Genomic DNA, 24,883 nt, shown 5'->3' with positions numbered 1-24,883 from the left:
GAGAGACAGTCATGACGCATGCAGCGCAATTTATTAATGGTCAATGGCAAGCAGGCCTTGGTCATGCATTTCAATCTGTAAACCCTGCAAACAACGACGTTATTTGGCAAGCAAACACAGCAACTGCCGAACAAGTAGATAGCGCAGTTAGTGCTGCGCGTGAAGCATTCTACAGCTGGGCTGACAAATCATTTGCAGCGCGTTTAGCGATTGTAAAAACATTCGCAGAAACATTAAAAGAGCACAGCGAAGAATTAGCGGTTGCTATCGCACAAGAAACCGGTAAACCACTTTGGGAAACACGCACTGAAGCAGGTGCTATGGTGGGTAAAATTGCTATCTCTGAAAAAGCATTTTTAGAGCGTACAGGTGATGTTGAAAACCCAATGCCACAGGGCCGTGCGATGATTCGTCACAAGCCTCATGGTGTTGTAGCTGTGTTTGGCCCTTATAATTTCCCAGGTCACTTACCAAATGGCCACATTGTACCTGCATTATTAGCTGGTAATACCGTGGTATTTAAACCGTCTGAGCTAACACCAGCAGTTGCTGAGTTAACGTTAAAGTTATGGCAAAAGGCGGGTCTGCCTGCAGGTGTTATCAACCTTGTGCAAGGTGAAGTTGAAACCGGTAAAGCACTTGCATCTCATAAAGGGATCGACGGTTTATTCTTTACGGGCTCTTCACGCACAGGCCACATTTTACATGAACAGTTTGCAGGTCAGCCTGGTAAAATCTTAGCCTTAGAAATGGGTGGTAATAACCCGCTAATCGTTACAGATGTTGCAGATACAAAAGCAGCTATTCACGATATTATTCAATCAGCGTTTATCTCTACAGGTCAGCGTTGTACGTGTGCGCGTAAGCTGTTTTTACCAGCAGGTGAGCAGGGTGATGCAATCCTTGCAGGCCTTATTAAGGCGACTAAAGCGATTAAAGTGGGTGACTACGACGCTGAAGATCAACCTTTCATGGGCTCGATGATTTCAGCAGCGGCTGCTGCCGGTATGGCTGCTGCGCAACAGCAACTTGTTGAGCTTGGCGCTGAGGTGCTAGTTGAGCTAACGCACAAAGAAAATACCGGCTTTGTAACACCGGGTATCCTAGAGTGTACAAATGTAGCTAACTTCCCAGACGAAGAACACTTTGGACCACTACTTAAAGTATTCCGCTTTACAGACTTTGATGCCGCGATAGATAAAGCGAATGACACAAGCTTTGGCTTGTCAGCAGGCTTATTAAGCGACAGCGCAGCAGATTACGACCACTTCTTACGTCGTATTCGTGCTGGTATTGTGAACTGGAACCGACCAATCACGGGCGCATCAAGTGCTGCACCATTTGGTGGTATTGGCGCGTCGGGTAATCATAGAGCGAGTGCTTACTATGCGGCCGATTACTGTGCTTATCCAGTTGCTTCGGTTGAGCTAGAAAAAGTAGCGATGCCGGCTACCTTAAGCCCAGGTCTAAAAATTGATTAATCGGTACTTATAGTTAAAAAAGCAGCCTAGGCTGCTTTTTTTGTATTAGCTTTATAGCAAAGGTAGCAATTAAAAGCGCTTTCTGCTTAAATCAATAGAGTTATAAATTTTATTAGGTGTACAGTGGTATGGTTTTAGATAGGCAAGGATACGATGATCTCGTCATGTATCTCACTCAAAATTTAGCGCTATTTGAGAAGCCTGGTCAAATAAAACCAGGAGCTCCTACCGTTTTAGAGTTAATTGAAGATGTTATTGCTGAGAATGTGATGCTTCTTTGTGAACAACATACAGAACTAAATACCGAACAGCGAAGCCAAATAGTCCGTGAAGTTGACGGTATCGTGTATGACTTACAAGAAGTACTCAGTAGTGTAACTAATCAGCCAGTCACTGTTGAGCAGCATGCGTTTATCGATGAGTTTGCTGGCCTTGTGAAAAACTTGTTCGACAATGCCGTTATAGAGAGCGCATAACCTTTCAAAGCCTAATATCGTTTTTCGATTGCATATCAGTGTGACTTGCTTACAATCAAGCAAAAATAATTGTAAGAGAGCAAACATATGCAAGCGAATGTAAAATGGGTAGAAGGTGACACTTTTATTGGCCTTTCAAACTCAGGCCACAATGTAGTATTTGATGCGGGTAGTGACAGTGCTGCACCAAGCCCAATGGAAATGGTGCTGATGTCAGCGGGCTGTTGCTCATCTGTTGATGTAGTAAGCATTCTTAAAAAAGCCAAACAGTCGTTTAGTGATGTACAAGTAAAGTTAACTGCTGAGCGTGCTGAGTCAGCTCCTCGCGTGTTTACTAAGATTAATCTACACTTTGTGGTTACTGGCGATAATGTCTCTGAAAAACACCTCGCCCGTGCTGTTCAACTGTCTGCTGAAAAGTATTGTTCGGTAGCCTTAATGCTTGATAAAACAGTAGAAATCACTCACAGCCATGAAGTTGTGCAAGAACAGGTAAAATAACGCTTTTTCCGAGCAGAAAATTCGTATAAAATCCGCGAACTTTTATTTCTGCTGGTGCAGGTTTCACTCGTTTTAAGGTTGGTTTAGCATGAATAAACCCTTCGATAAAATTAAGCTTCATGGCTTTAATAACTTAACTAAGAGCTTAAGCTTTAGTATTTACGATATTTGTTACGCAAAGACGGAACAACAACGTAAAGAATACATTGAATATATCGACGAACAGTACAGTGCTGATCGCCTTACCGATATTTTAGGTGAAGTTGTGGATATTATTGGTGCAAACATTTTGAATGTTTCTCGCCAAGATTATGATCCGCAAGGTGCCAGTGTAACTATTTTGATTTCTGAAGAGCCAATTGAGCAACAAACAACGTATGACGTTGATGAAGCCCCAGGTCCTCTTCCTGAAACGGTTGTAGCACACTTAGATAAGAGCCACATCTGTGTTCATACATACCCAGAAGCTCACCCTGATGACGGTATTTGTACGTTCCGTGCCGATATCGAAGTATCAACCTGTGGCATTATTTCGCCATTAAAAGCGTTAAACTTCTTAATCCACAGCCTAGAGTCTGATGTTGTAACAATTGACTACCGTGTACGTGGTTTTACCCGTGACGTAGATGGCGTTAAGCATTATATCGACCACGCGATTAACTCAATTCAGAACTACATGACTGAAGATACAAAAGAAGCGTACCAAATGATGGACGTAAACGTGTATCAAGAGAACTTGTTCCACACTAAGATGATGTTAAAAGAAACTGACTTGAATACTTATTTATTCGGGGTTTCTACAGCCGATCTTTCTGAAGAAGAAGAAGAAGTTATCTATTCTAAATTAACCCGTGAGATGCAAGAAATCTTCTACGGTCGTAATTTACCTGATACAGAGTAAGTTACAGGAAGAATTAAAAAACGGCGTATAAGTTAGCTTATACGCCGTTTTTTTATGCTTCTAATAGAGCACTGAATTGACTGCGCTTTTAAGGACTTATATGCTGATAAAAAGCCTCTGTTAAGGACAACTATGACAGTTAATCTCTCTCATTCTGTATTTCTTGCAGAGCAAGTCCGCAAAAATGAAGGGCTTGCTGCTACAACAAGCGCAGTAACTCTTTATGAATTGATGGAACGCGCAGGAAAGGCCGTTTTTGACCATACGTGTGCTTACTTTCCTAATGCTAGCAGGTACGTGGTATTAGTCGGTGTGGGTAATAACGCCGGTGATGGCTATGTGGTTGCCCGATTAGCAAAACAAGCGGGTAAGCAGGTGACAGTGATCGCCGCCTTGCCTGACAAGCCATTAAAAGGCGATGCACTCACTGCTCAACAAGCGTGGTTTGATGCTGGTGGTACAATTACGAAGAGTTTAAGCGCATTCGATCAAGCCGATGTCATCGTTGATAGTTTACTTGGTACGGGTATTCAAAACGAAGTTCGCACGTCGTTTAGTCAACTTATTCAATTAGCGAATAGTAGCCGTGCCCCAATAATTGCGATAGACCTACCCTCGGGTATTCATGCTGATACTGGCTCAGTGTTAGGTGTCGCGATTAACGCCTTTGTTACTGTTACCTTTGTTGGGATTAAGCAAGGCCTTGTTACGGGACAAGGAAGAGCACAAGCTGGCGTGTGTGAATTTACCGACCTAGGTATTGGTGAGGCCTTTTTAACGCTTACAGAGCCAACGGCAGCGCTTATTAGCTATCAAAATTCCGATGCACTGCCTGCCAGAGAGAACAATAGTCATAAAACAAGTCATGGCAAATTACTATGTGTCGGTGGTAATACGGGGACTGCAGGAGCAATTCGTTTAACAGCAGAAGCAGCTCTGCGTACCGGTGCGGGTATGGTTAAAGTGTTCACGCATTCAGAATCTGTGCTTAGTGTGAGTATTGGCAGGCCAGAGCTGATGGTGAGTGCAGCAAACTTAACCGCTGCACTTGAGTGGGCAAGTTGTATAGCAATAGGCCCAGGACTTGGTTTGGATACTTGGTCAGAAGAGGTCTTTGAAACGGTTATGCAGTATTGTTTTACGCATAATAAACCTTTGGTAATCGATGCAGATGCACTGACATTGTTGGCTCAGCACGCCTCTTCATTTCCAATTGTCAATTCGGTGATCACTCCACACCCTGGTGAAGCTGCCCGCTTACTTAACTGTAAAGCAAGTGATGTTGAAGCAAATCGCTTTGCTGCGGTAAGTGAGCTTGCACATAGCTACACAACAACCTGTGTTCTAAAAGGAGCAGGAACCTTAATGGCTAACAAAAACCAAGTATGGGTGTGTACAGATGGTAACCCTGCACTTGCTGTTGGTGGCAGTGGTGATGTTCTGACTGGCATTATTGCAGGGCTGCTTGCACAAGGGATTAATACAACGCAAGCGGCCACTTTAGGTGTTACCTTGCACGCAAAAGCGGGTGATATTTTAGCAAAGGCTGAAGGAGAGCGTGGAATGTTACCCAGTGACTTATTTAGCGTTGTAAGGCAGTTGATTAAGGAATTGGCGAGCAATGACAAGTGTAGCAGGTGAGCCAAAAAAGTTTTCGGCTCAGTCTAACACAATCCTAGCTTGAACAAGCCAATATTGAGTTAACATTTTCATTGATTCAACTAAATCAAAATAACTAGATGGTTTGGTCATGAAAGCATTCGTACCTAAGCTGTAACATTGCTTAATATCAATTTCTGAGTCAGAGGTTGTAAAAATAATAATCGGAATATGACGATAACGCTCTGATTTTTTTAGCTCAACTAATGCTTCCTTTCCGCCCTTTCTTGGCATGTTTAAATCTAATAAAATAAGACTTGGTAAAATTTTATTTTTATCAAGTGACTCAAGTAATTGCATGCCGTCATCGACAAATTGAATTTTATTTTCGTCGACATTGTTTTCAACAAGGGCATCACGGATGAGCTCTTGATCATCAAGATCATCATCAGCAACTAAAATATAGCTCACAGAGCGTAATTTTTTAGTAAATAATTTGTCGTTAAACATTGGAAACCCCTGAATTTATAGAATGTGGCTTATCTGTGTTATGTAGCTACTTTTTCATAAAAAACAACAAATTAAATAATTAGTTACTCGAGTAGTATATACTTTAGCTAAGCAAGTGTTATATTAACTTGCTTATACCTATAATACAAACATAAGTTTATTAATAACGCGATGATATTAAATAACACTAGTACAAATAGAGTGACAGCTCTACGCGAAAAATTGAACCTTTCTCAACAAGAGTTTGCGGATAAAATAGGCATAACTCAAGGTGCTTTATCGCAATTAGAATCTGGCAAGTCGACCTTATCTCTCAGTACGATTACTAAAATCAGCCAAGTGTTTAATGTTGACTGCAATTGGCTTATTTTGGGGATAGAGGGGTATGATGATTCGCATTTTCAGAGCTATCAAAAAGTCTTAGAGACTTCATTCATTCCACTTGTAAAGGAAGAGGCTCATGCTGGTTATATAGATCAATGCAATGATGAAGGTTACATCAAAACCTTAGATGTCTATAAAATTCCAGGATTTGAAAATGGTAACTATCGACTCTTTGAAGTAGAAGGCGACAGCATGTTACCCACTATTCGCCCGAGAGAAACGGTTATCACTGAGCAAGTTAAAGATATCACACAGTTAGAAAACGGTTCTGTTTGCGTTGTTGTCACTAAGGATGGCATTGTTGCTAAGCGCCTTTTCCGTCATGACACAAATCCTGTCAGTTACTTATTTAAGAGTGATAACCCTGAATACAAAACATACTCTATTCAGGGAGATGATATTTTAGAGATCTGGCATGTTAAGGCAAAGATAAGCTCAATAACTGATCAGGAATCATATATTCAAAATCAGCGTTTTCAGTCCATTGAAAATGAAATTAGACAACTAAAAGAGCATATTAGTAGAGTTTTACCGCCACAAACGTAGCGGTAAAATACTAAAGTTGAGTTAACTCTACTTCTCTTAGCGGCAAAGTAACGTAAAATTGCGCGCCTTCATTGATACTCGCTTGTGCTGTAATTGAGCCATAATGGCGTTCAACTATTTTCTTACAAATTGCTAAGCCTAGGCCTGTTCCTTCGTAGGCATGTTTAGAGTGAACCCGTTCAAAAAGGTTAAATATTCTGTCTTTAAACTCGCTATTGAAGCCGATTCCGTTATCAATGACAGCGATAACAATATGCTCGTCTGTTCGCTCAACTGACTTAATTTCTATAATAGGTGGTTGATTTGGATGGCTAAATTTAAGTGCATTGAGAATTAAGTTTTGAAACAAGCGCTGGATTTGTCGTTTGTCGCCATAAATCTCACCAACCTCTTCGATGTGAAACACCGCTGATTTGTCAGCTATAATTAGCTCAAGATCATCAAGAATATCATCAAAAATATCTTGTGCTAAAAAGCGACGAAAACCTTCACCTTTTCGATTGATCCTAGAAAAGCTCAGTACCCCTTTGATGAGTTTCTGCATTCTTTCTGCAGAGTACATCATACGTGAGATATACGACGCGTTTCTTTCTCCAATCTGCTCTTTAGAGTTTTGTAGGCGATCGCCGAACATTTGGATTTTACGTAACGGCTCCTGTAAATCATGGGATGCAACAAAAGCAAAACGTTCTAACTCTTTGTTAGACTCCTCCGCTTTTCGAAGTGCGATTTCAAGGTCAAGCTCGGCTTGTTGTCGGGTCAGTATTTCCGCTTTTAAAGCGACGGTTCGCTCATTCACTTTAGTTTCTAACACGTTGTTTAGCTTTTTAAGTCGCTCTGATTTTTCGATTACATGATTAATCAAATGATTGCGAAACTTTAGCGCGCAAGAGATTTCGTTGGCTTTCCAAGGAGTGCACTTATTGCGAACATTTTCTTGCCATAAACGAAACGAGCTGCGAGGCATCAAGCGGTGACTACCGTCATCAAGAAACTCAATTATTTTTTCGGGTTTCCCTCCCCAATTCTTTGTTTCAATGACCTCTTTACGAAACCACATAATAAATAGGTTTTCATTCGTAGAGATGGGCATAGCAAGTACGCCACTTGCTACATTAGCAAACTTATTAAAGTCAGCATGCTCATTAGATAAATGATGATTATGATAAAGTAACTCATCTTCTAGATGGTGTTCTTTTATCCATTCAAACAAATCATTAATATCATCGTTTGCGGGCACATCACCAAAACTTTCAATATCTTTTTCTAGTCGCCATGCAACGCCATCTGCGTTTAGCATGCTAAGCAGAGCAGGGGCCTGTTTGCGTAAACCATCAATAAAAAAGACCTCTTCAGACATATGCTCTGCTATTTCTGCACTGATTGAAGTGGCATTGGCCTCTTGAATTGCTTCAACTGACTGTGTTTTCAGTGAGATAATATAAGAAAGCATCAAGCCCATATATTGCGCAACTTGTCGTGCTTCAAATGGAACAACATGACTTGAATAATGGTGGCAAGCAATCAGTCCCCATAATTTACCAGCAATAATAATACTGATGGACATTGATGCCTTAACCCCCATGTTGCGCAAGTATTGGCAATGGATAGGGGATACACTTCTTATTATACACGTGCTTAAATCTACCGGTTTATCTTGCGGGTAGATAGGGGATACCTCAGCATCTACATCGGCAAGTAACCTAATAGGATTACGCAAATATAAAGCGCGCGCTTGCTTAGGAATATCTGACTCGGGAAAGTGTTGGTGCAAAAATGAGTTTAACTCATCTTTTTTGGCTTCTGCCACGACCTGACCATTATATTCATGGTCAAACTGATAGAGCATCACGCGATCAAAGCCGGTTAAGTTACGAACCTCTTTTACCGCCGTGTCGTATGATGAGCTTAGCTCTTTTGAATCTGCAATCAAATGAAGTGATTGTTTCATCAAGTAATTCATAGGGTCGAAACTTGAGTGCTCTTTCTTTTTATTAAACTCAAGCTCAATAAGTAGGTATTCATCGTTACGAGAAATAGCGCCTTTAATCGAGGTATCGGGCGATGTTCCTTTTATCTCAATATTAAGAGGATTAATTGCATGAAAGTCTTTTTCAGCTTTATTTTTCTCGATAATGTCGGTTGTATTTGCTGCAAACACATCACTGATATGTGAGCCCAGTAAGCGCTCTTTTTGTGTGTTTAAAAGTGCTAAAATGTTTTCGCTGAAATAGCATACTTTGAGTGTTTGAGGGTCAACAACAAGCAAGTAGCCATGCGGTTGAATAGAGCCTGGAATATGAATGGGTTCTTTATGGCAATTATCTAATGAGACTTCAAACTTATTGCTCAATTTATATCTCCAAGTGATTGAGAGATTACGCTAAATGCGGTGTTCGCTCCCAATAAAATATCATCAGCCGAATTTGGATTATGGTTATGATACTGTTTTAGTGCTTGTATATATTGAGCCCACTTTTTACCCCTAAGATCGCCATAACTATAAAAAAAGCGGATCCCTTCAAGCTCATTTATCCAACTGTGCTTTTTAAGCGCTTTAAATATGTGACCTCCACCCATAGTGGCACCCTCCATTACATACATCATTCCAAATGCTTGTGATACGTTATGGATATTATTTAGATCAACGTGCTTGTTTAAATTAGCAGATGGGGCTTTTTGGGATGCCTGTAAATAAGCAATATCTTGCTCTAACCATTCAAGCTTACTGCGGCCAACAAGCAGTTGCTGGGTGGCACCATAAGCTGATACAGAGTGCTCCATTATTGAATAGCTATTACGCATCGCGATTAAAATGTTTAAATACGATTGCTGCGTCATATTTTTATCGAACAATACCGCACCGAGCTGTTTTTCTACGCGAGAGTGAAGCGGGTCGGTACTCTTTTTTATAAAAGTATGAATATTACTTTGACTGCTATCCTTAGTATTTATATTGATGGCGTGTAATACAGCTGAATCCATTATTATCCTGAAGGCTTTTTAGTGCATGTGTGACGTACTTTGACCAGTATATACTTAGGTACAAGTATGTAAAATAGAAATTTAAGACTTTAGTAGGTGAATGATAACTAAACTGTGTTTTTTAAATAACTTATTCCGCTAGTAAGTAACTATTTACTTTTAAACGATAAATCAAAAGCAAAAACCCAGCCGAAGCTGGGTTTTTAAAGCAAAGAGCTTAGGAAGAGATGTTTATCACATCATGCCGCCCATACCACCCATGCCGCCCATACCGCCCATGTCTGGAGCAGCTGGTTCATCTTTAGGGATCTCAGCAACCATTGCTTCAGTTGTGATCATAAGACCCGCGATTGAAGCTGCGTACTGTAGTGCAGAACGCGTTACTTTAGTTGGGTCTAAGATACCCATTTCAATCATGTCGTTGTACTCGCCTGATGCTGCATTGTAACCGTAGTTACCTTCACCACCTTTTACTGAGTTAACAACAACAGATGCTTCATCGCCTGCGTTAGTCACGATTTGACGAAGTGGTGCTTCCATCGCACGTAGTGCAACTTTAATACCGTGGCTTTGGTCTTCATTGTCACCAAGTAGTTCAGCAAGTTTGCTTGCTGCGCGTACTAGTGCAACACCACCACCCGGTACTACACCTTCTTCAACCGCTGCGCGAGTTGCGTGTAGTGCATCTTCAACACGATCTTTCTTCTCTTTCATTTCGATTTCAGTCGCTGCGCCAACTTTGATTACTGCAACACCGCCAGCTAGTTTAGCCATACGCTCTTGTAGTTTCTCTTTATCGTAGTCAGACGTCGCTTCTTCGATTTGTGCTTTGATTTGTGCAACACGACCATTGATGCCGTCTTCTTCACCTGCACCGTCGATGATCGTTGTGTCATCTTTAGTGATAACAACGCGCTTCGCTGTACCTAGGTCTTCGATTGTTGCTTTTTCAAGCTCTAAACCGATTTCTTCAGAAATGACAGTACCACCGGTTAATACTGCGATGTCTTGCAGCATTGCTTTACGACGGTCGCCAAAACCAGGTGCTTTAACCGCAGACACTTTAACGATACCGCGCATGTTATTTACAACAAGTGTTGCAAGTGCTTCACCTTCAAGGTCTTCAGCAATGATAAGTAGTGGCTTGCTCGCTTTAGCAACCGCTTCTAATGTAGGTAGTAGCTCACGAATGTTAGATACTTTTTTGTCTACAAGTAGAATGTAAGGGCTGTCTAGCTCTACCGCACCTTTTTCAGCGTTGTTGATGAAGTAAGGAGACAGGTAACCACGGTCAAACTGCATACCTTCAACTACGTCTAGCTCGTTTTCTAACGACTGACCTTCTTCAACTGTGATAACGCCTGAGTCACGGCCCACTTTTTCCATTGCTTGTGCAATGATGTCACCGATTTCTTTGTCAGAGTTAGCAGAAATAGTACCTACTTGTGCAATCGCTTTCGTGTCTGCACAAGGAACAGAAAGTGCTTTAAGCTCTTCAACTGCTGCAGTAACTGCTTTGTCGATACCGCGCTTAAGGTCCATTGGGTTCATACCCGCTGCAACTGCTTTTAAGCCTTCGTTTACGATAGCTTGCGCTAATACTGTTGCAGTTGTTGTACCATCACCTGCAGCATCATTCGCTTTAGACGCAACTTCTTTAACCATTTGTGCGCCCATGTTTTCGAACTTGTCTTCAAGCTCGATCTCTTTAGCTACTGATACACCATCTTTAGTGATGACTGGCGCGCCGAATGATTTGTCTAATACAACGTTACGGCCTTTAGGACCTAAAGTTACTTTTACTGCGTTTGCTAAAATATTTACGCCAGTTAGCATTTTGCCACGTGCGTCACCTGCAAAAAGTACTTCTTTTGCTGCCATGATTAAATTCCTCTTAAATTCTATAAACGGGTTGCTAAACGAAAAGTAGGATTAGCCTACAATGCCTAGAATGTTGTCTTCACGCATGATCAGGTACTCTTGACCTTCGATCTTTTCAGTTTTTTCAACGTATGAGCCGAATAGCACTGTGTCACCAGCTTTTACTTCTAGAGCTCTTACTTCACCGTTGTCTAAAATACGGCCATTACCAACAGCGATTACTTCTCCGCGCGTTGATTTTTCAGCTGCAGAGCCAGTTAATACAATACCGCCAGCAGACTTAGTTTCTTCTTCTAGACGCTTAACGATGACGCGATCATGTAAAGGGCGAATGTTCATTTATTTAGTTCTCCTAACAGTTTCTGAACAGTACAGAAAAAATCGTGTGTTTTGCATGGGAGGTTGAGCCACCCGATGCATTTCATTGCCTTCAATAATGGGGGTGGCTTAAAAAAATCCAAGTATAAAAATTAAAAAATTTTAATCTTTTCTTTCATACTCACCATCAATCGTTGTTGGTTGGTGAGTGGGCTCTTCATGTTGTGGGGTTTTGCTGTGGTATTGAAAGTGAGCAGAGCTGTGATTTGCTTGTGAACTCATACGCACCGTTGCTTGACTCGCAAGGCTTGCAGCAAGCTTGTTACGAATCGCAGGTGTTAGCAATAAAAAGCCAAAAACATCAGTCATAATGCCTGGTGTAACGAGTAAAACACCGGCAATAATCACACATAACCCTGTAAATAACTCTTTTGCTGGCATTTGCCCTTGTGCCATCTGTAATTGCACGCTTTGAATGGCGCCTATACCTTGTTGCTTCACTAATTTCGCGCCAACTATGGCGGTCACAATTACAAGTGCTATGGTTGCAAAGCCGCCGATCACTTCACTCACTTGGATGAGTAAAGCAATCTCCACGATGGGCACTAAAATAAATAATAAAAACAAAAATCTAAACATAACACTCTCTAAAAATGCCACTCTTACGAGTCAATGAAATATAAATAAGGGTGAACAGGTCTTTTTTCAAGGTGGAACCATGGATCACTGTCGCCGCTACACATTGTATCCGCTATCGGCTACTATGGTGCGACTCAAGTAATCAAATAAAGGTTCCTTATGACAACGCATTTTCGACTTATTTTTACGACCTGCGCAAATGAAGCAGAGGCTCGTCAGTTAGCACAACATTTAGTGAAAGAGAAACTAGCTGCGTGTGTGAACATTTTGCCAACTGTTGAGTCCATTTACATGTGGGAAGGTGAGGTAACGAGTGAAACAGAAAGCAAGTTACTGATTAAAACTAAGTCAGAGAAAATGAATGAGGTGATCCAAACTATCAAGAAGTTGCATAGTTATGAGATACCTGAAATTCAGGTCGTTGATGTTGCTACAGGCAATTTAGCCTATTTTAATTGGATGGATGAGGTACTCAGTTAATGCGATCGTTCTTTTTATTACTCTGTGCGCTATGGCTAATGCCAGCCAGTGCAAGTAATAGCAACTTACTTGGAAACTTATTACAGCAACCCGCTGAGCAAACCTTTTTACCCGTTGATCAAGCATTTGTTTTTGACTTTGATCAGCAAGGTAAAACGTTATTTATTGGTTGGGATATTGCACCAGATTACTATTTGTATAAAAAGAAAATTGAAATTATCGCAAAAGGCGCTGACATTGAAACGCCTGATCTGGGTGAGGGAGTCATCATCGAAGATGAGTTTTTTGGTAAGACTGAGGTATTTTTTAATTCTCTCAGTATTATCAATAAAGTCAGTAATGTTACTGAGGGAGCGGTTGTAAAAGTACGTTTTCAGGGCTGCGCTGAAGCGGGGCTCTGTTATCCGCCAGAAGTGCGTACTATCCCTCTATCTGTGATTGCTGGTGAGCAAGTTTCTGACAATGCGTCAACGGGTAACGCCTTGGCTGCATTAGGTGTAAATGCTGAGTCAGCTACTGTAAACCAAACGACTATTGATGAGAGCGCTAAGCCAGCTCAAGAGCAATCTTATACTGATAAATTGGCATCACAAGGACTACTTACCAATCTAGTTATTTTCTTTTTAGTGGGTATTGGCCTTGCGTTTACACCTTGTGTATTTCCGATGTTCCCTATTTTGTCTAGCTTGATCGCGGGTCAACAAAACCTATCAACCAAAAAGGCGTTTTCGTTGTCGTTTGTTTATGTGCAAGGCATGGCCGTCACATATGCTGCATTAGGGTTAGTGGTTGCGTCACTGGGTGGCCAAGTGCAAGGGTATTTACAGCACCCGACAGTGCTTATTAGCTTTAGTATTTTATTTGTACTTTTAGCAATGTCGATGTTTGGTTGGTACGAAATTAAGCTGCCAAGTGGCATGATGAATAAGCTCACTCAGGTAAGCAACCAGCAAAAAGGCGGTAACTATGTGGGCGTCTTTATGATGGGAGTTTTATCTGGTTTGATAGCCTCACCGTGTACAACAGCACCGCTATCGGCAGCGCTATTATATGTAGCGCAAAGCGGTGACTATCTAGTGGGTGGTTTAACCTTGTATGTGCTGAGTTTAGGCATGGGCATACCCTTGTTATTGTTAGGTACATCAGGCGGTAAGTTATTACCCAAAGCGGGTGGTTGGATGGAGCAAGTAAAAACCCTGTTTGGTTTTATCATGCTCGTTGTGCCACTTATTCTGCTAGAGCGTATTGTCGATATTGACATTATTTGGCTGATGGCTGGATTGTTAGCACTTGCAACAGCGCTTTATTTACACCATTGGCAAAGTGGGCAATCACAAGGCAAGTTAAAAACTGCATTATGGTTCGCTGCAACTTTATTAGTTGTTACTGGTGCGAGTTTAACAAAAAATTATTTTTGGCCCAGCCAAGCTTCTGTAGTTGGAGCATCAGCGCAAACACATGGCTTTAAACAAGTTGCTAATTTAACTGAATTGAAAGAAGAGATTGTTCAGGCAAGTAGCGAAGGGCGTTTAGTGATGGTCGACTTATATGCCGACTGGTGTGTCGCGTGTAAGGAGTTTGAACATTACACTTTTCCAGATACAGCTGTACAAAGCGAGTTTGCACATTTTGAACTGATCCAAGTTGATTTAACTGAAAGTGACGCTAAAACCATCGAGCTGATGGAAGAGTACACCGTATTTGGTTTACCGAGTATTTTATTCTTCGACACACAAGGTAATGAGTTAGTTGAGCAACGTGTTACAGGTTTTTTAAATGCCAAAGATTTTGCTGAGCATTTAGCAAAAGTACGAAAAACAGCAAAATAAGCGTAACTTTGCAGCGAAATCTTAAAACGCCACTCACTCGAGTGGCGTTTTCGTTTTTTATACCACTTTCAATTTGCAAATCTAATACATTAGGTTTACTTTTTTTGAGAATAACTAGTTTTGTTTAGACTCAAAGCATTTTCCTAATGAAGTTGTGTGCCTTGCTATACCTGCTCTTCACTTATTTGGATAGTGATTAGACCAGTATTTTGCTGCTATTTACGTCGAAATATCTATAATAGGTGGTTAACGTGAGAAATAGTTGCTATTTTTCATTTGAGCCCTTAAGTTAAGGAAGGGTTTAGAGTGAATATAGTTAAACTAGTTACTTAAAGGATATATCGCGTATTATGGCTGCAAAATTAAAGCTTTTAGTTATAAATGGGCCTAATTTAAACATGCTTGGCAAGCGAGAGCCTGAAAAGTACGGCACACAGTCTCTTGACGAGATTATGGCTGAACTTAGCAAGGTTGCTGTTGGTCACAATGTTGATTTGGCACATTTTCAAAGCAATAGTGAAGCCGCGCTCATTGAGCGTATTCACCAAGCTTGGCAAGCGGTTGATGCAATTATTATCAATCCTGCAGCCTATACGCATACCAGCGTCGCATTGCGAGATGCATTATTGAGTATAGACGTTCCCTTTTACGAGGTGCATTTAAGTAATGTACATGCTCGAGAAGCATTTCGTCATCATTCGTATTTTTCGGATGTAGCACAAGGCGTTGTAATCGGATTAGGTGCAATGGGTTATAAAGTAGCGTTGGAAGCTGCTGTTAACCGATTGCAAAACACACAATAATTTTTAAATAAACTAACAGGCGGGTCGTTCAATGGATATTCGCAAGATCAAAAAACTTATCGAATTAGTAGAAGAATCTGGTATTGCTGAATTAGAAATCACTGAAGGTGAAGAGTCAGTACGCATCAATCGTAACAATATGTCTGCAGCACCTGCAATGCAGTATGCACCACAACAGTTTGCAGCACCTGCGCCAGCAGCGGCACCAGCTCCAGTAGCAGAGGCACCAGCAGCAGAAGCGGCTGCTCCAGCTGCACCGACTGGCCACCAAGTTAAATCACCTATGGTAGGTTCATTCTACTCAGCAGCTTCTCCTGAAGCAGCACCTTACGTAGAGGTAGGTTCTAAAGTAAATGTTGGCGATACGTTATGTATCGTTGAAGCAATGAAGATGATGAACCAAATCGAATCTGATAAAGCAGGCACAGTAAAAGCTATCTTAGTTGAAAATGGCGAGCCGGTAGAATTCGATCAACCTTTATTCATCATTGAATAATAGCGCAACAAAAGGCCAACTCTATGTTAGATAAAGTAGTCATTGCAAACCGAGGTGAAATTGCACTTCGCGTATTGCGCGCCTGCAAAGAGCTTGGGATCAAAACTGTTGCTGTGCATTCAACGGCAGACCGTGATCTTAAGCACGTGTTACTGGCAGACGAAACAATTTGTATTGGTAAACCAGCAGCTACTGAAAGTTACTTAGATATTCCGCGCATTATTGCAGCGGCAGAAGTAACAGATGCGGTTGCGATTCACCCAGGTTACGGTTTCTTATCTGAAAATGCAGACTTTGCTGATCAAGTTGAGCAAAGCGGCTTTGTATTTATCGGTCCTAAAGGCGACACGATTCGTTTAATGGGTGATAAAGTTTCTGCAATTGAAGCAATGCGTAAAGCCGGTGTACCTTGTGTACCAGGCTCTGATGGCCCATTAACGGCTGACAGCGAACGTAATATCCAAATCGCTAAGCGTATCGGTTACCCTGTAATCATTAAAGCAGCAGGCGGCGGCGGTGGTCGTGGTATGCGTGTTGTACGTAATGAGAAAGAGCTCATTGATTCAATCGCACTTACACAGCAAGAAGCGAAACAGTTCTTCGGTAATGGCATGGTTTACATGGAGAAATTCCTTGAAAACCCACGTCATATCGAAGTACAAGTACTTGCCGATGGTCAAGGTAATGCGGTTCATTTAGGTGAGCGTGATTGTTCAATGCAGCGTCGTCACCAAAAAGTAGTTGAAGAAGCGCCAGCACCAGGTATCACAGCTGAAATGCGTAAATTCATCGGCGACCGCTGTACTCGTGCATGTATCGAAATTGGTTATCGCGGTGCAGGTACGTTCGAATTCTTATACGAAAACGGCGAGTTCTATTTCATCGAAATGAATACCCGTATTCAGGTTGAGCACCCAGTAACAGAAATGGTCACTGGCGTTGACTTAATCAAAGAACAGCTAAAAATTGCAGCTGGTCAACCATTATCATTCACACAAGAAGATGTGGTTATTCGTGGTCATGCAATTGAGTGTCGTATAAATGCGGAAGACCCTGAAACGTTTATTCCATCACCAGGTAAAATCACGCGATTCCACCCGGCTGGCGGATTAGGTATTCGTTGGGACAGCCATATTTACGCAGATTACACAGTACCATCTCATTACGATTCAATGATTGGTAAGCTTATCTGTTATGGTGAAAACCGTGATGTAGCAATTGCCCGTTCACGTAATGCACTTAACGAATTAGTGATTGATGGTATTAAGACGAATACACCACTGCACAAGAAAATTTTGTCAGATGAAAACTTCCAAAATGGTGGAACCAATATCCACTATTTAGAGAAAAAATTAGGTCTGTAAATCGTTTTAAATTGAAAAAGCCGGCACTTTGCCGGCTTTTTTGTGTCTGACTGAAGGTATGCTGGATTCTCGCCTTAAAAAAATATTCTGGTATGATTAATAAAGTAATGTGTTTCAAGTATTTCATGAGGTAATAATGACCAACAGCGTTGGCTTTCCATTGGCAGATGAAGCTGCCACAGTAAATATGGGCAAGCAACTTGCAATATTAATGGAGCAAGGGGCTGTGATTTATTTACATGGAGACTTAGGTGCCGGTAAAACCACCTTAACGCGTGGTATTGTGCAAGGTTTTGGTCATCAAGGTAAGGTTAAGAGTCCCACTTATACACTGGTTGAGCCGTACCAATTAGCTAAAGCTGATATTTATCACTTTGATTTATATCGCTTGGGCGATCCTGAAGAGCTTGAGTATATGGGGATCCGTGACTATTTTTCTCCACACGCTATTTGCGTAGTAGAGTGGCCTGAAAAAGGGGGAGAGTTTATACCCACGCCAGATCTTGATGTTACATTACGGTATGAAGGTGAGGCACGTGCTATTTTAATAAATAGTTTAACTGAGCGTGGCCATTCGATTGTAGAGAAATTGAAGAGCACGCAATAATAAACAGATAAAAATAAAGGTGTATTAGCAAAAATGGGTCGTTGTACATTTAAACTATTAACTATCTTAATGTTTTTGGTTGTAAGCCAAGTTGCGCTTGCACAAAATACAATTAATAGCGTACGTGTGTGGCCTTCCCCAGACAACACTCGGGTGGTGTTTGACTTAGATGATAAGCCTGACTTTAGCTATTTTATGCTGAAAAACCCAAGCCGTTTAGTCATTGACTTGAAAGACACTGACAAACTTAAAACGTTGCCAAGTATTCCTAAAGAACATCAAATTGTATCTAAATTACGTTACTCAAAACCTAAAGATGCAAAAAGCGTTCGTTTTGTATTTGAACTAGCCGGTGCAGCTAAGCCTGTTGTGTTTGCTTTATTACCAACAGGTCCTTATAAGCATCGTTTAGTTGTTGACTTACATGATAAAAGCTATCAATCGACGCCCGCCGCGACAAACAGCACACCAGCTAAGAAAAGAGCAATAAACCAAGAGCGTGATATTGTGATTGCGATTGACGCGGGACACGGTGGTGAAGACCCAGGCTCAATAGGTCCATCTGGTACCTATGAAAAAGATATTACATTACAAATTGCTAAGCGACTCGAGCGTATGATTGACGCTGAACGAGGCATGATCTCGCGTATGGTACGCCGAGGCGATTATTTTGTGAATTTAAATACCCGTACTAGTCGAGCTCGCGAGAAAAAAGCAGATTTCTTTGTGTCAATTCATGCTGATGCGTTTACTAGTCCTCAGCCTAGTGGTGCATCAGTGTGGGTGCTATCACTGCGTCGTGCCAATTCAGAGATTGGTAAGTGGCTAGAGGATAAAGAAAAACATTCAGAGTTGCTCGGTGGCGCAGCCGGAGTGTTGAAAGACACAGCAAGCGAAAAGTATTTAGCCCAAGCACTGCTTGATATGTCAATGGATCACTCAATGAAAACAGGCTTTAGCGTTGCAGAAGAAGTGATGAATGAGCTAAAAAAAGTGGCTAAAATGCATAAGAAACGTCCTCAAGCAGCAAGCTTTGCTGTTCTTAAATCGCCAGATATCCCTTCTATTTTGGTAGAAACGGGGTTCATTTCTAACCCTAGAGAAGAGCGTTTATTAAAATCAGCTAATTACCAAGAGCGTCTAGCAGAAGCAATCTTTAAGTCTCTAAAAAGTTATTATCTACAAAATCCACCCGACGACTCATTATTTGCGAAGTTAAAAGCGCAATATCCTACCAAGCATAAAGTGAGGCCAGGAGAGTCATTAAGTATGTTAGCGAATCGTTATGGCACATCCGTTAATAAACTCAAAACGGTTAATAATTTAAAATCAAACACCTTGTTCATTGGTCAAGAGCTTGATATTCCGCAAAGTTAATCAATTTTTGTGTTAGGAAGATTATGAGTATTGAAATATTACCTGCACGATTGGCTAACCAAATTGCAGCAGGTGAAGTGGTGGAACGGCCCGCCTCGGTTGTCAAAGAGCTTGTAGAAAATAGTTTAGATGCGGGTGGCACACGAATTCAGATTGATATTGAACGAGGCGGCCATAAGCTAATACGCATTCGCGATAATGGTAGCGGCATCAGTAAAGACGAGTTAACTTTAGCTCTCTCACGCCATGCAACCAGCAAATTAAAGTCACTCGATGACCTTGAAAATATTTGCTCACTGGGTTTTCGAGGGGAAGCTTTGGCCTCAATAAGCTCGGTATCGCGATTAACGCTAAGTTCAAAACCAAAAGATCAAGAAGCAGCGTGGCAAGCCTTTGCTGAAGGGCGTGATATGGCTGTGCAAATAAAGCCAACAGCCCACCCAGATGGCACCACTATTGAAGTTAAAGATTTATTTTTTAACACCCCCGCACGACGCAAATTTCTGCGCACAGAAAAAACAGAGTTTTCACATATTGATGAGCTTATAAAGCGGATTGCATTGAGCCGGTTTGATGTCTCAATTACGTTAACGCATAACGGCAAAGTTGTGCGTCAATACCGTGCAAAGCCTAATCCAGAACAAGCAATTAGCCGTGTTGCACAAGTTGCCGGTAAAGTCTTTAGTGAACAAGGTTTGCATATTCAATCTGGTGAAGCAGGGTTAATGCTAAGAGGGTGGGTACTGCCTGTTGGATCAAGCAATACGACTCAGTATACCTATGTGAATAACCGCATGATGCGCGACAAACTTATTTTGCATGCAATTCGCCAAGCATTTGAAGAAGTTGCAGGTTCTGAGGAATTACCTGGCTTTGTTATCTACATTGATATTGACCCACGTCAGGTCGATGTAAACGTGCATCCAGCCAAGCATGAAGTACGTTTTCATCAAGGCCGTTTAGTACATGACTTTATTTTGCAGGCAATAAAACAAGTGGTGGTGCCGCTGCAGCATGAAGCTGGTTTTACTGAGCACAATGACACGGCTTTTCAGCAGACCCCATTTGCAGAGTCGAGCCAGAGCAGCACGCAGTTAAGCTATACTGCATCAGTGCCTACAGAGCACTATGATTATCCTAAATCAGATTTACAGCCTGCACGCTCAGCGAGTTACTCTGGCACAGCAGGGGGTTCCAAAGGGGGGGTTAGTCGCGACAGCCAAGGGCGTAGTAAAACATCACATCAAGATGTCAATGCATTTTATCAAGGGATCAGTGAGCAACATGCTGCGCATTTTGATCAAGTACGGCCTGAGCCAAGCATTGCCACACCGGTTGTGGAGCAGACAAAACTTGCTAAGCTCATTCACGTACACGAAGGTGAATGCGTATTTAGTGAAGATAACCAACTATTTGCTGCGCATTTTAAGCATGCTTTAGCACTCGACTGGCAAGCGTACGTAGAGCAAGCAGGTAGCCTTGAGGGCAAAGCTTTGTTGTTACCTGTGCGAGTAAACACAAGTGCTGATGATATTAGTGCTTTAAATGCTCAGCAGTCGTGGTTTACCCTGCTAGGTTTTGATTTAGTGATTGAAAAGCAATTTGTGATGGTTAAAAAGCTTCCGCCTTGTGTCTATTTACTTGATGTTAGCAATGCTATTGAGCGGCTCATCATTGCTTGCAAAACCTCGCCAAGTTCCCTCGATGCATGGCTAAATTGGTTAGCTCAGCAAATTCCGACACGTTATTACACAAGCCAAGCCTTTATGGAGCAAGTTGCTCGGTTAGAAAATAATCCACAAACTATGCAACGTTTACGTCAAAAAGCGGTTAAAATAGAACTATCTCAGTTTTTAAACTAAGCAAGGTATTTAGGCTTGAATAACTTACCCGTGATTTTTTTAATGGGACCAACCGCTGCAGGGAAAACAGACTTAGCAATTTCGCTGTGTGAGCATTTAAACACAGAAATAATCAGTGTAGATTCAGCGCTGGTGTACAAAGATATGAATATCGGTACAGCCAAGCCAGATGCTGATGAATTAGTACGAGCGCCTCATCATCTAATTGATATTATTGATCCTGCAGAAAGTTATTCAGTTGCTGATTTTCGTCGCGATGCGATTGAAAAGATTGATCTATTTCATAAGCAAGGTAAAGTACCTGTATTAGTTGGCGGTACAATGATGTACTTTAAGTCATTGATTGATGGTTTGTCGCCACTACCAGAGGCATCACCCGAAGTGCGGGCTGAACTCGAAAAGGAAGCAAAGCAGTTTGGTTGGCCACATTTGCACGCAGAGCTCGTTAAAATCGATCCTGAGGCTGCGAATAAAATGAGTGAAAATGATTCACAACGTATTAATCGTGCGCTCGAAGTTTTTCGTATAACTGGCAAAACAATGACAGAGCTACAAAAACAAAAGCAGCCAGCGCTTCCTTATACTTTTCATCAATTTGCTATCGCGCCTGCCGATCGCAGCGTTTTACACCAGCGAATTGAGAAAAGGTTTAAAATAATGCTTGAACAGGGGTTTGAAAATGAAGTTTCATCCCTATATAAACGTAAGGATTTACACCCAGATCTACCTTCGATTCGTTGCGTAGGTTATAGACAAATGTGGGATTACATTGCAGGCGAAATTGACTATGATGAAATGGTCTTTCGTGGTGTTGCTGCCACGCGCCAGCTTGCCAAGAGGCAGTTAACTTGGCTAAGAGGTTGGCCTGATGTTACATGGTTGGCCACGGGTGATGAAGAAAACTTGCAACGTGTAGTAAGTTCGCTAAGCTAGTAGTAGTTGAAAAATTTTTAGCTTTGTTAAATTAGTTCAGCTACTTAATTATAATAACACCTAGAACGAAGGAAAATAACATGGCAAAAGGCCAGTCGTTACAAGACCCATTTTTGAATGCGTTACGTCGTGAGCGCATTCCAGTATCAATCTTTTTGGTTAATGGCATTAAGTTACAGGGTAAAATCCAGTCATTTGACCAATTTGTTATTTTACTTGAAAACACCGTGAATCAAATGGTGTATAAACACGCTATTTCTACCGTAGTTCCAGCGCGTACTGTTAACTTCCAAGGTGCACAAGGAAGCGATGATTCAGAAGAGCAAGAGCCTGGAAATTTTTAAATTTAGGAGCGTAATGCTTGTTTGACCGTTATGAAGCCGGCGAACAGGCAGTTTTAGTTCATATCGACTTACCTAAAGAAGGGGATCGTGAAGATCTTCATGAATTAGAGTTGTTGGTATCTTCTGCTGGTGTTAGTAGTTTGGCGATTGTGCAAGGCAGTCGTCAAGCACCACATCCGAAACTTTTCGTCGGTACCGGAAAAGCAGAAGAGATCGCTGAAACTGTCAAAATCCACAATGCAGATGTCATCATTTTCAACCATCAACTAAGCCCGTCACAGGAACGTAACTTAGAGAGCGTTTGTCAGTGTCGTGTACTTGATCGTACGAGTTTGATCCTTGATATTTTTGCCCAGCGAGCGCGTACTCATGAAGGTAAACTTCAAGTTGAGTTGGCTCAGCTACGTCACATTTCAACACGCTTGATCCGTGGTTGGACTCACCTTGAGCGCCAAAAAGGTGGGATAGGTTTACGTGGTCCTGGTGAGACACAGCTTGAAACCGATAGGCGACTTTTACGTGCAAGGATTAAGAATATTCGTGCACGTTTAGATAAGGTTGCTGTGCAACGTGAACAGGGGCGACGAGCGCGTACCCGTAATGAAATACCCACAGTCTCGTTAGTTGGTTACACTAACGCAGGCAAATCGACCCTGTTTAATAGAATAACAGATTCAGATGTGTATGCAGCTGACCAATTATTTGCAACACTTGATCCAACATTGCGTAAGTTAGATATTGGCGATGTAGGTCCGGTAATCCTCGCGGATACAGTTGGATTTATTCGTCACTTACCACATGATTTAGTGGCAGCTTTTAAAGCAACATTAACTGAAACCCGTGAAGCTGATTTACAGCTACATGTTATTGATGTAGCAGACCCGCGCCGTAAAGAGAATATTGAACAAGTTCAGTCAGTTTTAAAAGAAATTGAAGCAGATGAAGTGCCGCAATTATTAGTGTATAACAAAATTGATGCGCTAGATGACGTTGCGCCACGTATAGATAGAAACGATGAAGGCCAGCCGATTAGAGTGTGGTTATCTGCTCGAACGGGTGTGGGTTGTGAGTTACTGTCAGAGGCAATTAATGAGCTGCTAGCAAAGAAAATGCTGGCAGAGTCACTTAAATTACCTCCGCAGCATGGTCGTATTCGAGCTGCACTATTTAACCTAAATGCCGTTCATGAAGAGTGCTTTGATGAACATGGTAACTGGTTGCTTTCGGTTCGTTTACCGATGGCTGAGTGGAATCGTTTGAAAAAAGAAATGGGACAGGATCTCGATTCTTTTATAGTTACGGACTAAAAATCGTCAGCATTTGTTAATTTTAGTATGAGAAATGCTGTAGATTTGATAGATTTAACCCAATTCATTTAGATAACAATGGAGTATAGCTATGGCCTGGAATGAACCGGGTAATAATGGCAATGATAAAGATCCGTGGAATAATAAAGGCGGAAAAGATCAAGGCCCACCTGATTTAGACGAGGTACTGCGTAAATTCGGCAACAAGTTTGGCGGTTTATTTGGTGGTAACAAGCCAGGTAAAAACGGCGGCGGACTTGGTGGCGCAGGCATTTCTTTCATATTAATTATTGCCATCATCGTTTGGGCATTAAGTGGTATTTATACAGTTAAAGAAGCTGAGCGCGGTATTGTTTTACAATTTGGTCAGTTTAGTCGCATTGCAGAGCCAGGCTTACGTTGGAAAATGACGTTCATCGAACGTGTCATTCCGGTTGATATTGAGGCGGTACGCTCTTTATCTGCGAAAGGCTTTATGCTGACAGAAGATGAAAACGTCGTAAATGTAGAGTTTGAAGTGCAGTATCGTGTTATCGATCCTCACCTATATAAGTTCAGTGTAACGGATGCTGATCACAGCCTACAACAAGCGCTCGATAGCGCACTTCGTTATGTTATTGGTCATGTGAAAATGGACCAAGTATTAACAACAGGTCGTGAGGTCGTTCGTCAACAAACGTGGGATGAGCTAAACAAAATTATCGAGCCGTATAACCTCGGTATTATTGTCAGCGACGTGAACTTTAAAGACTCACGCCCACCAGGTGAGGTAAAAGATGCCTTTGATGATGCCATTGCAGCACAAGAAGATGAAGAACGTTTCATCCGTGAAGCAGAAGCTTATGCCCGTGAAATAGAGCCGCGTGCCCGTGGTCAAGTAACACGTATGACGCAAGAAGCTGAAGCATATCGCGAGCGCATTACACTAGAAGCGCAAGGTGAGGTAGCACGCTTTGAAAAGCTATTACCAGAATACCAAGCAGCTAAAGAAGTAACGCGTAAACGCTTGTACATCGATGCAATGGAAGAAGTACTTGGTAATAGCTCTAAAGTACTTGTTGATGTGAAAAACGGTAATAACATGATGTATTTACCACTTGATAAAATTATGGAAAAGCAAGGCACTGCGACCCGTGTTGCACTGCCAAGTTCAAGTGATATCAAAGATTTGCGCAACAAGTTGAATACATCACGCAACAGTACGGTTAACTCGAGTAATGACCGTTTTGCAACTGATCGCTTTAATGAGGGGAGATAAGC

24 protein-coding genes are annotated in these 24,883 nt (G+C 41.7%); 18 read left to right on the top strand and 6 right to left on the bottom strand.

Going from position 1 to position 24,883, the window contains the following annotated elements:
* Positions 1–11: 11 nt before the first annotated feature.
* The 5 genes from astD to NYF15_RS18745 all read left to right on the top strand — a co-directional run bounded on the left by astD (position 12) and on the right by NYF15_RS18745 (position 5,000).
* Entirely contained in the window at positions 12–1,481 is a 1,470-nt protein-coding gene (astD, locus tag NYF15_RS18765) for a succinylglutamate-semialdehyde dehydrogenase (RefSeq protein ID WP_130151515.1), read from the top strand.
* 128 nt (positions 1,482–1,609) lie between these two features.
* Positions 1,610–1,957, top strand: coding sequence for a DUF3802 family protein (locus tag NYF15_RS18760; protein ID WP_062568248.1), 348 nt, complete (start codon positions 1,610–1,612; stop codon positions 1,955–1,957).
* 87 nt (positions 1,958–2,044) lie between these two features.
* Complete coding sequence (locus tag NYF15_RS18755) at positions 2,045–2,458, top strand: OsmC family protein (protein WP_054552421.1); 414 nt, start codon at positions 2,045–2,047, stop codon at positions 2,456–2,458.
* 88 nt (positions 2,459–2,546) lie between these two features.
* A complete protein-coding gene (speD, locus tag NYF15_RS18750) occupies positions 2,547–3,359 on the top strand; it encodes an adenosylmethionine decarboxylase (protein ID WP_054552422.1) in 813 nt (270 codons plus the stop codon).
* A 132-nt stretch (positions 3,360–3,491) separates the two neighbouring features.
* Positions 3,492–5,000 (top strand): NAD(P)H-hydrate dehydratase, encoded by a 1,509-nt coding sequence (locus tag NYF15_RS18745; RefSeq protein ID WP_371354362.1) that lies wholly within the window; start codon positions 3,492–3,494, stop codon positions 4,998–5,000.
* An 18-nt stretch (positions 5,001–5,018) separates the two neighbouring features.
* Here NYF15_RS18745 and NYF15_RS18740 read toward each other — a convergent pair whose 3' ends face one another.
* Positions 5,019–5,468, bottom strand: a complete 450-nt coding sequence (locus tag NYF15_RS18740; protein ID WP_062568251.1) for a response regulator — start codon at positions 5,466–5,468, stop codon at positions 5,019–5,021.
* Between the two features lie 201 nt (positions 5,469–5,669).
* On the opposite strand from NYF15_RS18740, the gene NYF15_RS18735 reads away from it, so the two are divergent.
* A complete protein-coding gene (locus NYF15_RS18735; protein ID WP_165381497.1) occupies positions 5,670–6,398 on the top strand; it encodes a LexA family transcriptional regulator in 729 nt (242 codons plus the stop codon).
* A 10-nt stretch (positions 6,399–6,408) separates the two neighbouring features.
* Here NYF15_RS18735 and NYF15_RS18730 read toward each other — a convergent pair whose 3' ends face one another.
* From NYF15_RS18730 to NYF15_RS18710, 5 genes are all read right to left on the bottom strand, one after another.
* The gene (locus tag NYF15_RS18730; RefSeq protein WP_371354361.1) at positions 6,409–8,751 is read right to left on the bottom strand and encodes an ATP-binding protein; all 2,343 of its coding nucleotides are present in this window, start codon (positions 8,749–8,751) and stop codon (positions 6,409–6,411) included.
* Complete coding sequence (locus tag NYF15_RS18725) at positions 8,748–9,383, bottom strand: biliverdin-producing heme oxygenase (RefSeq protein WP_371354360.1); 636 nt, start codon at positions 9,381–9,383, stop codon at positions 8,748–8,750. Before NYF15_RS18725 ends, NYF15_RS18730 begins: the two co-directional genes overlap by 4 nt.
* Before the next feature lie 234 nt (positions 9,384–9,617).
* Entirely contained in the window at positions 9,618–11,264 is a 1,647-nt protein-coding gene (groL, locus tag NYF15_RS18720; RefSeq protein WP_130151521.1) for a chaperonin GroEL, read from the bottom strand.
* A 51-nt stretch (positions 11,265–11,315) separates the two neighbouring features.
* Positions 11,316–11,603: a co-chaperone GroES gene (locus NYF15_RS18715; protein ID WP_062568255.1), complete on the bottom strand. Its 288-nt coding sequence runs from the start codon at positions 11,601–11,603 to the stop codon at positions 11,316–11,318.
* 141 nt (positions 11,604–11,744) lie between these two features.
* A complete protein-coding gene (locus NYF15_RS18710) occupies positions 11,745–12,221 on the bottom strand; it encodes an FxsA family protein (RefSeq protein ID WP_130151522.1) in 477 nt (158 codons plus the stop codon).
* Positions 12,222–12,380: 159 nt separating this feature from the next.
* On the opposite strand from NYF15_RS18710, the gene cutA reads away from it, so the two are divergent.
* The 12 genes from cutA to hflK all read left to right on the top strand — a co-directional run bounded on the left by cutA (position 12,381) and on the right by hflK (position 24,881).
* Positions 12,381–12,701, top strand: coding sequence for a divalent-cation tolerance protein CutA (gene cutA, locus NYF15_RS18705; protein ID WP_062568257.1), 321 nt, complete (start codon positions 12,381–12,383; stop codon positions 12,699–12,701).
* Positions 12,701–14,530, top strand: a complete 1,830-nt coding sequence (locus NYF15_RS18700) for a protein-disulfide reductase DsbD (RefSeq protein WP_371354359.1) — start codon at positions 12,701–12,703, stop codon at positions 14,528–14,530. The genes cutA and NYF15_RS18700 overlap by 1 nt, the downstream gene beginning before the upstream one ends.
* Positions 14,531–14,880: 350 nt before the next feature.
* Positions 14,881–15,333: a type II 3-dehydroquinate dehydratase gene (gene aroQ, locus NYF15_RS18695; RefSeq protein ID WP_062568259.1), complete on the top strand. Its 453-nt coding sequence runs from the start codon at positions 14,881–14,883 to the stop codon at positions 15,331–15,333.
* A gap of 31 nt (positions 15,334–15,364) precedes the next feature.
* The gene (gene accB / locus NYF15_RS18690; protein WP_054552429.1) at positions 15,365–15,829 is read left to right on the top strand and encodes an acetyl-CoA carboxylase biotin carboxyl carrier protein; all 465 of its coding nucleotides are present in this window, start codon (positions 15,365–15,367) and stop codon (positions 15,827–15,829) included.
* 23 nt (positions 15,830–15,852) lie between these two features.
* A complete protein-coding gene (accC, locus tag NYF15_RS18685) occupies positions 15,853–17,193 on the top strand; it encodes an acetyl-CoA carboxylase biotin carboxylase subunit (RefSeq protein WP_371354358.1) in 1,341 nt (446 codons plus the stop codon).
* 136 nt (positions 17,194–17,329) lie between these two features.
* Positions 17,330–17,800, top strand: a complete 471-nt coding sequence (gene tsaE / locus NYF15_RS18680) for a tRNA (adenosine(37)-N6)-threonylcarbamoyltransferase complex ATPase subunit type 1 TsaE (RefSeq protein ID WP_130151526.1) — start codon at positions 17,330–17,332, stop codon at positions 17,798–17,800.
* A gap of 69 nt (positions 17,801–17,869) precedes the next feature.
* A complete protein-coding gene (locus NYF15_RS18675) occupies positions 17,870–19,177 on the top strand; it encodes an N-acetylmuramoyl-L-alanine amidase (protein WP_371354396.1) in 1,308 nt (435 codons plus the stop codon).
* A 23-nt stretch (positions 19,178–19,200) separates the two neighbouring features.
* On the top strand, positions 19,201–21,039 hold the full coding sequence (mutL, locus tag NYF15_RS18670; RefSeq protein WP_371354357.1) for a DNA mismatch repair endonuclease MutL: 1,839 nt from the start codon (positions 19,201–19,203) through the stop codon (positions 21,037–21,039).
* Positions 21,040–21,054: 15 nt separating this feature from the next.
* Positions 21,055–21,972 carry a tRNA (adenosine(37)-N6)-dimethylallyltransferase MiaA gene (gene miaA / locus NYF15_RS18665; RefSeq protein ID WP_237119843.1) on the top strand — a complete coding sequence of 306 codons (918 nt, stop codon included), beginning with the start codon at positions 21,055–21,057 and terminating at the stop codon, positions 21,970–21,972.
* 80 nt (positions 21,973–22,052) lie between these two features.
* On the top strand, positions 22,053–22,316 hold the full coding sequence (gene hfq, locus NYF15_RS18660) for an RNA chaperone Hfq (RefSeq protein ID WP_062567174.1): 264 nt from the start codon (positions 22,053–22,055) through the stop codon (positions 22,314–22,316).
* Positions 22,317–22,333: 17 nt separating this feature from the next.
* Positions 22,334–23,623, top strand: a complete 1,290-nt coding sequence (hflX, locus tag NYF15_RS18655) for a ribosome rescue GTPase HflX (RefSeq protein ID WP_130151530.1) — start codon at positions 22,334–22,336, stop codon at positions 23,621–23,623.
* A gap of 91 nt (positions 23,624–23,714) precedes the next feature.
* On the top strand, positions 23,715–24,881 hold the full coding sequence (gene hflK, locus NYF15_RS18650) for an FtsH protease activity modulator HflK (protein WP_062567176.1): 1,167 nt from the start codon (positions 23,715–23,717) through the stop codon (positions 24,879–24,881).
* Positions 24,882–24,883 lie beyond the last annotated feature (2 nt).

The sequence above is a fragment of the Pseudoalteromonas sp. 68 DY56-GL68 genome (genome assembly GCF_041414825.1).
In the GTDB taxonomy this organism is placed as follows: domain Bacteria; phylum Pseudomonadota; class Gammaproteobacteria; order Enterobacterales; family Alteromonadaceae; genus Pseudoalteromonas.
Note: the sequence above shows the minus strand (reverse complement) of the source record. Positions and strands in the feature narration are given on the sequence as shown.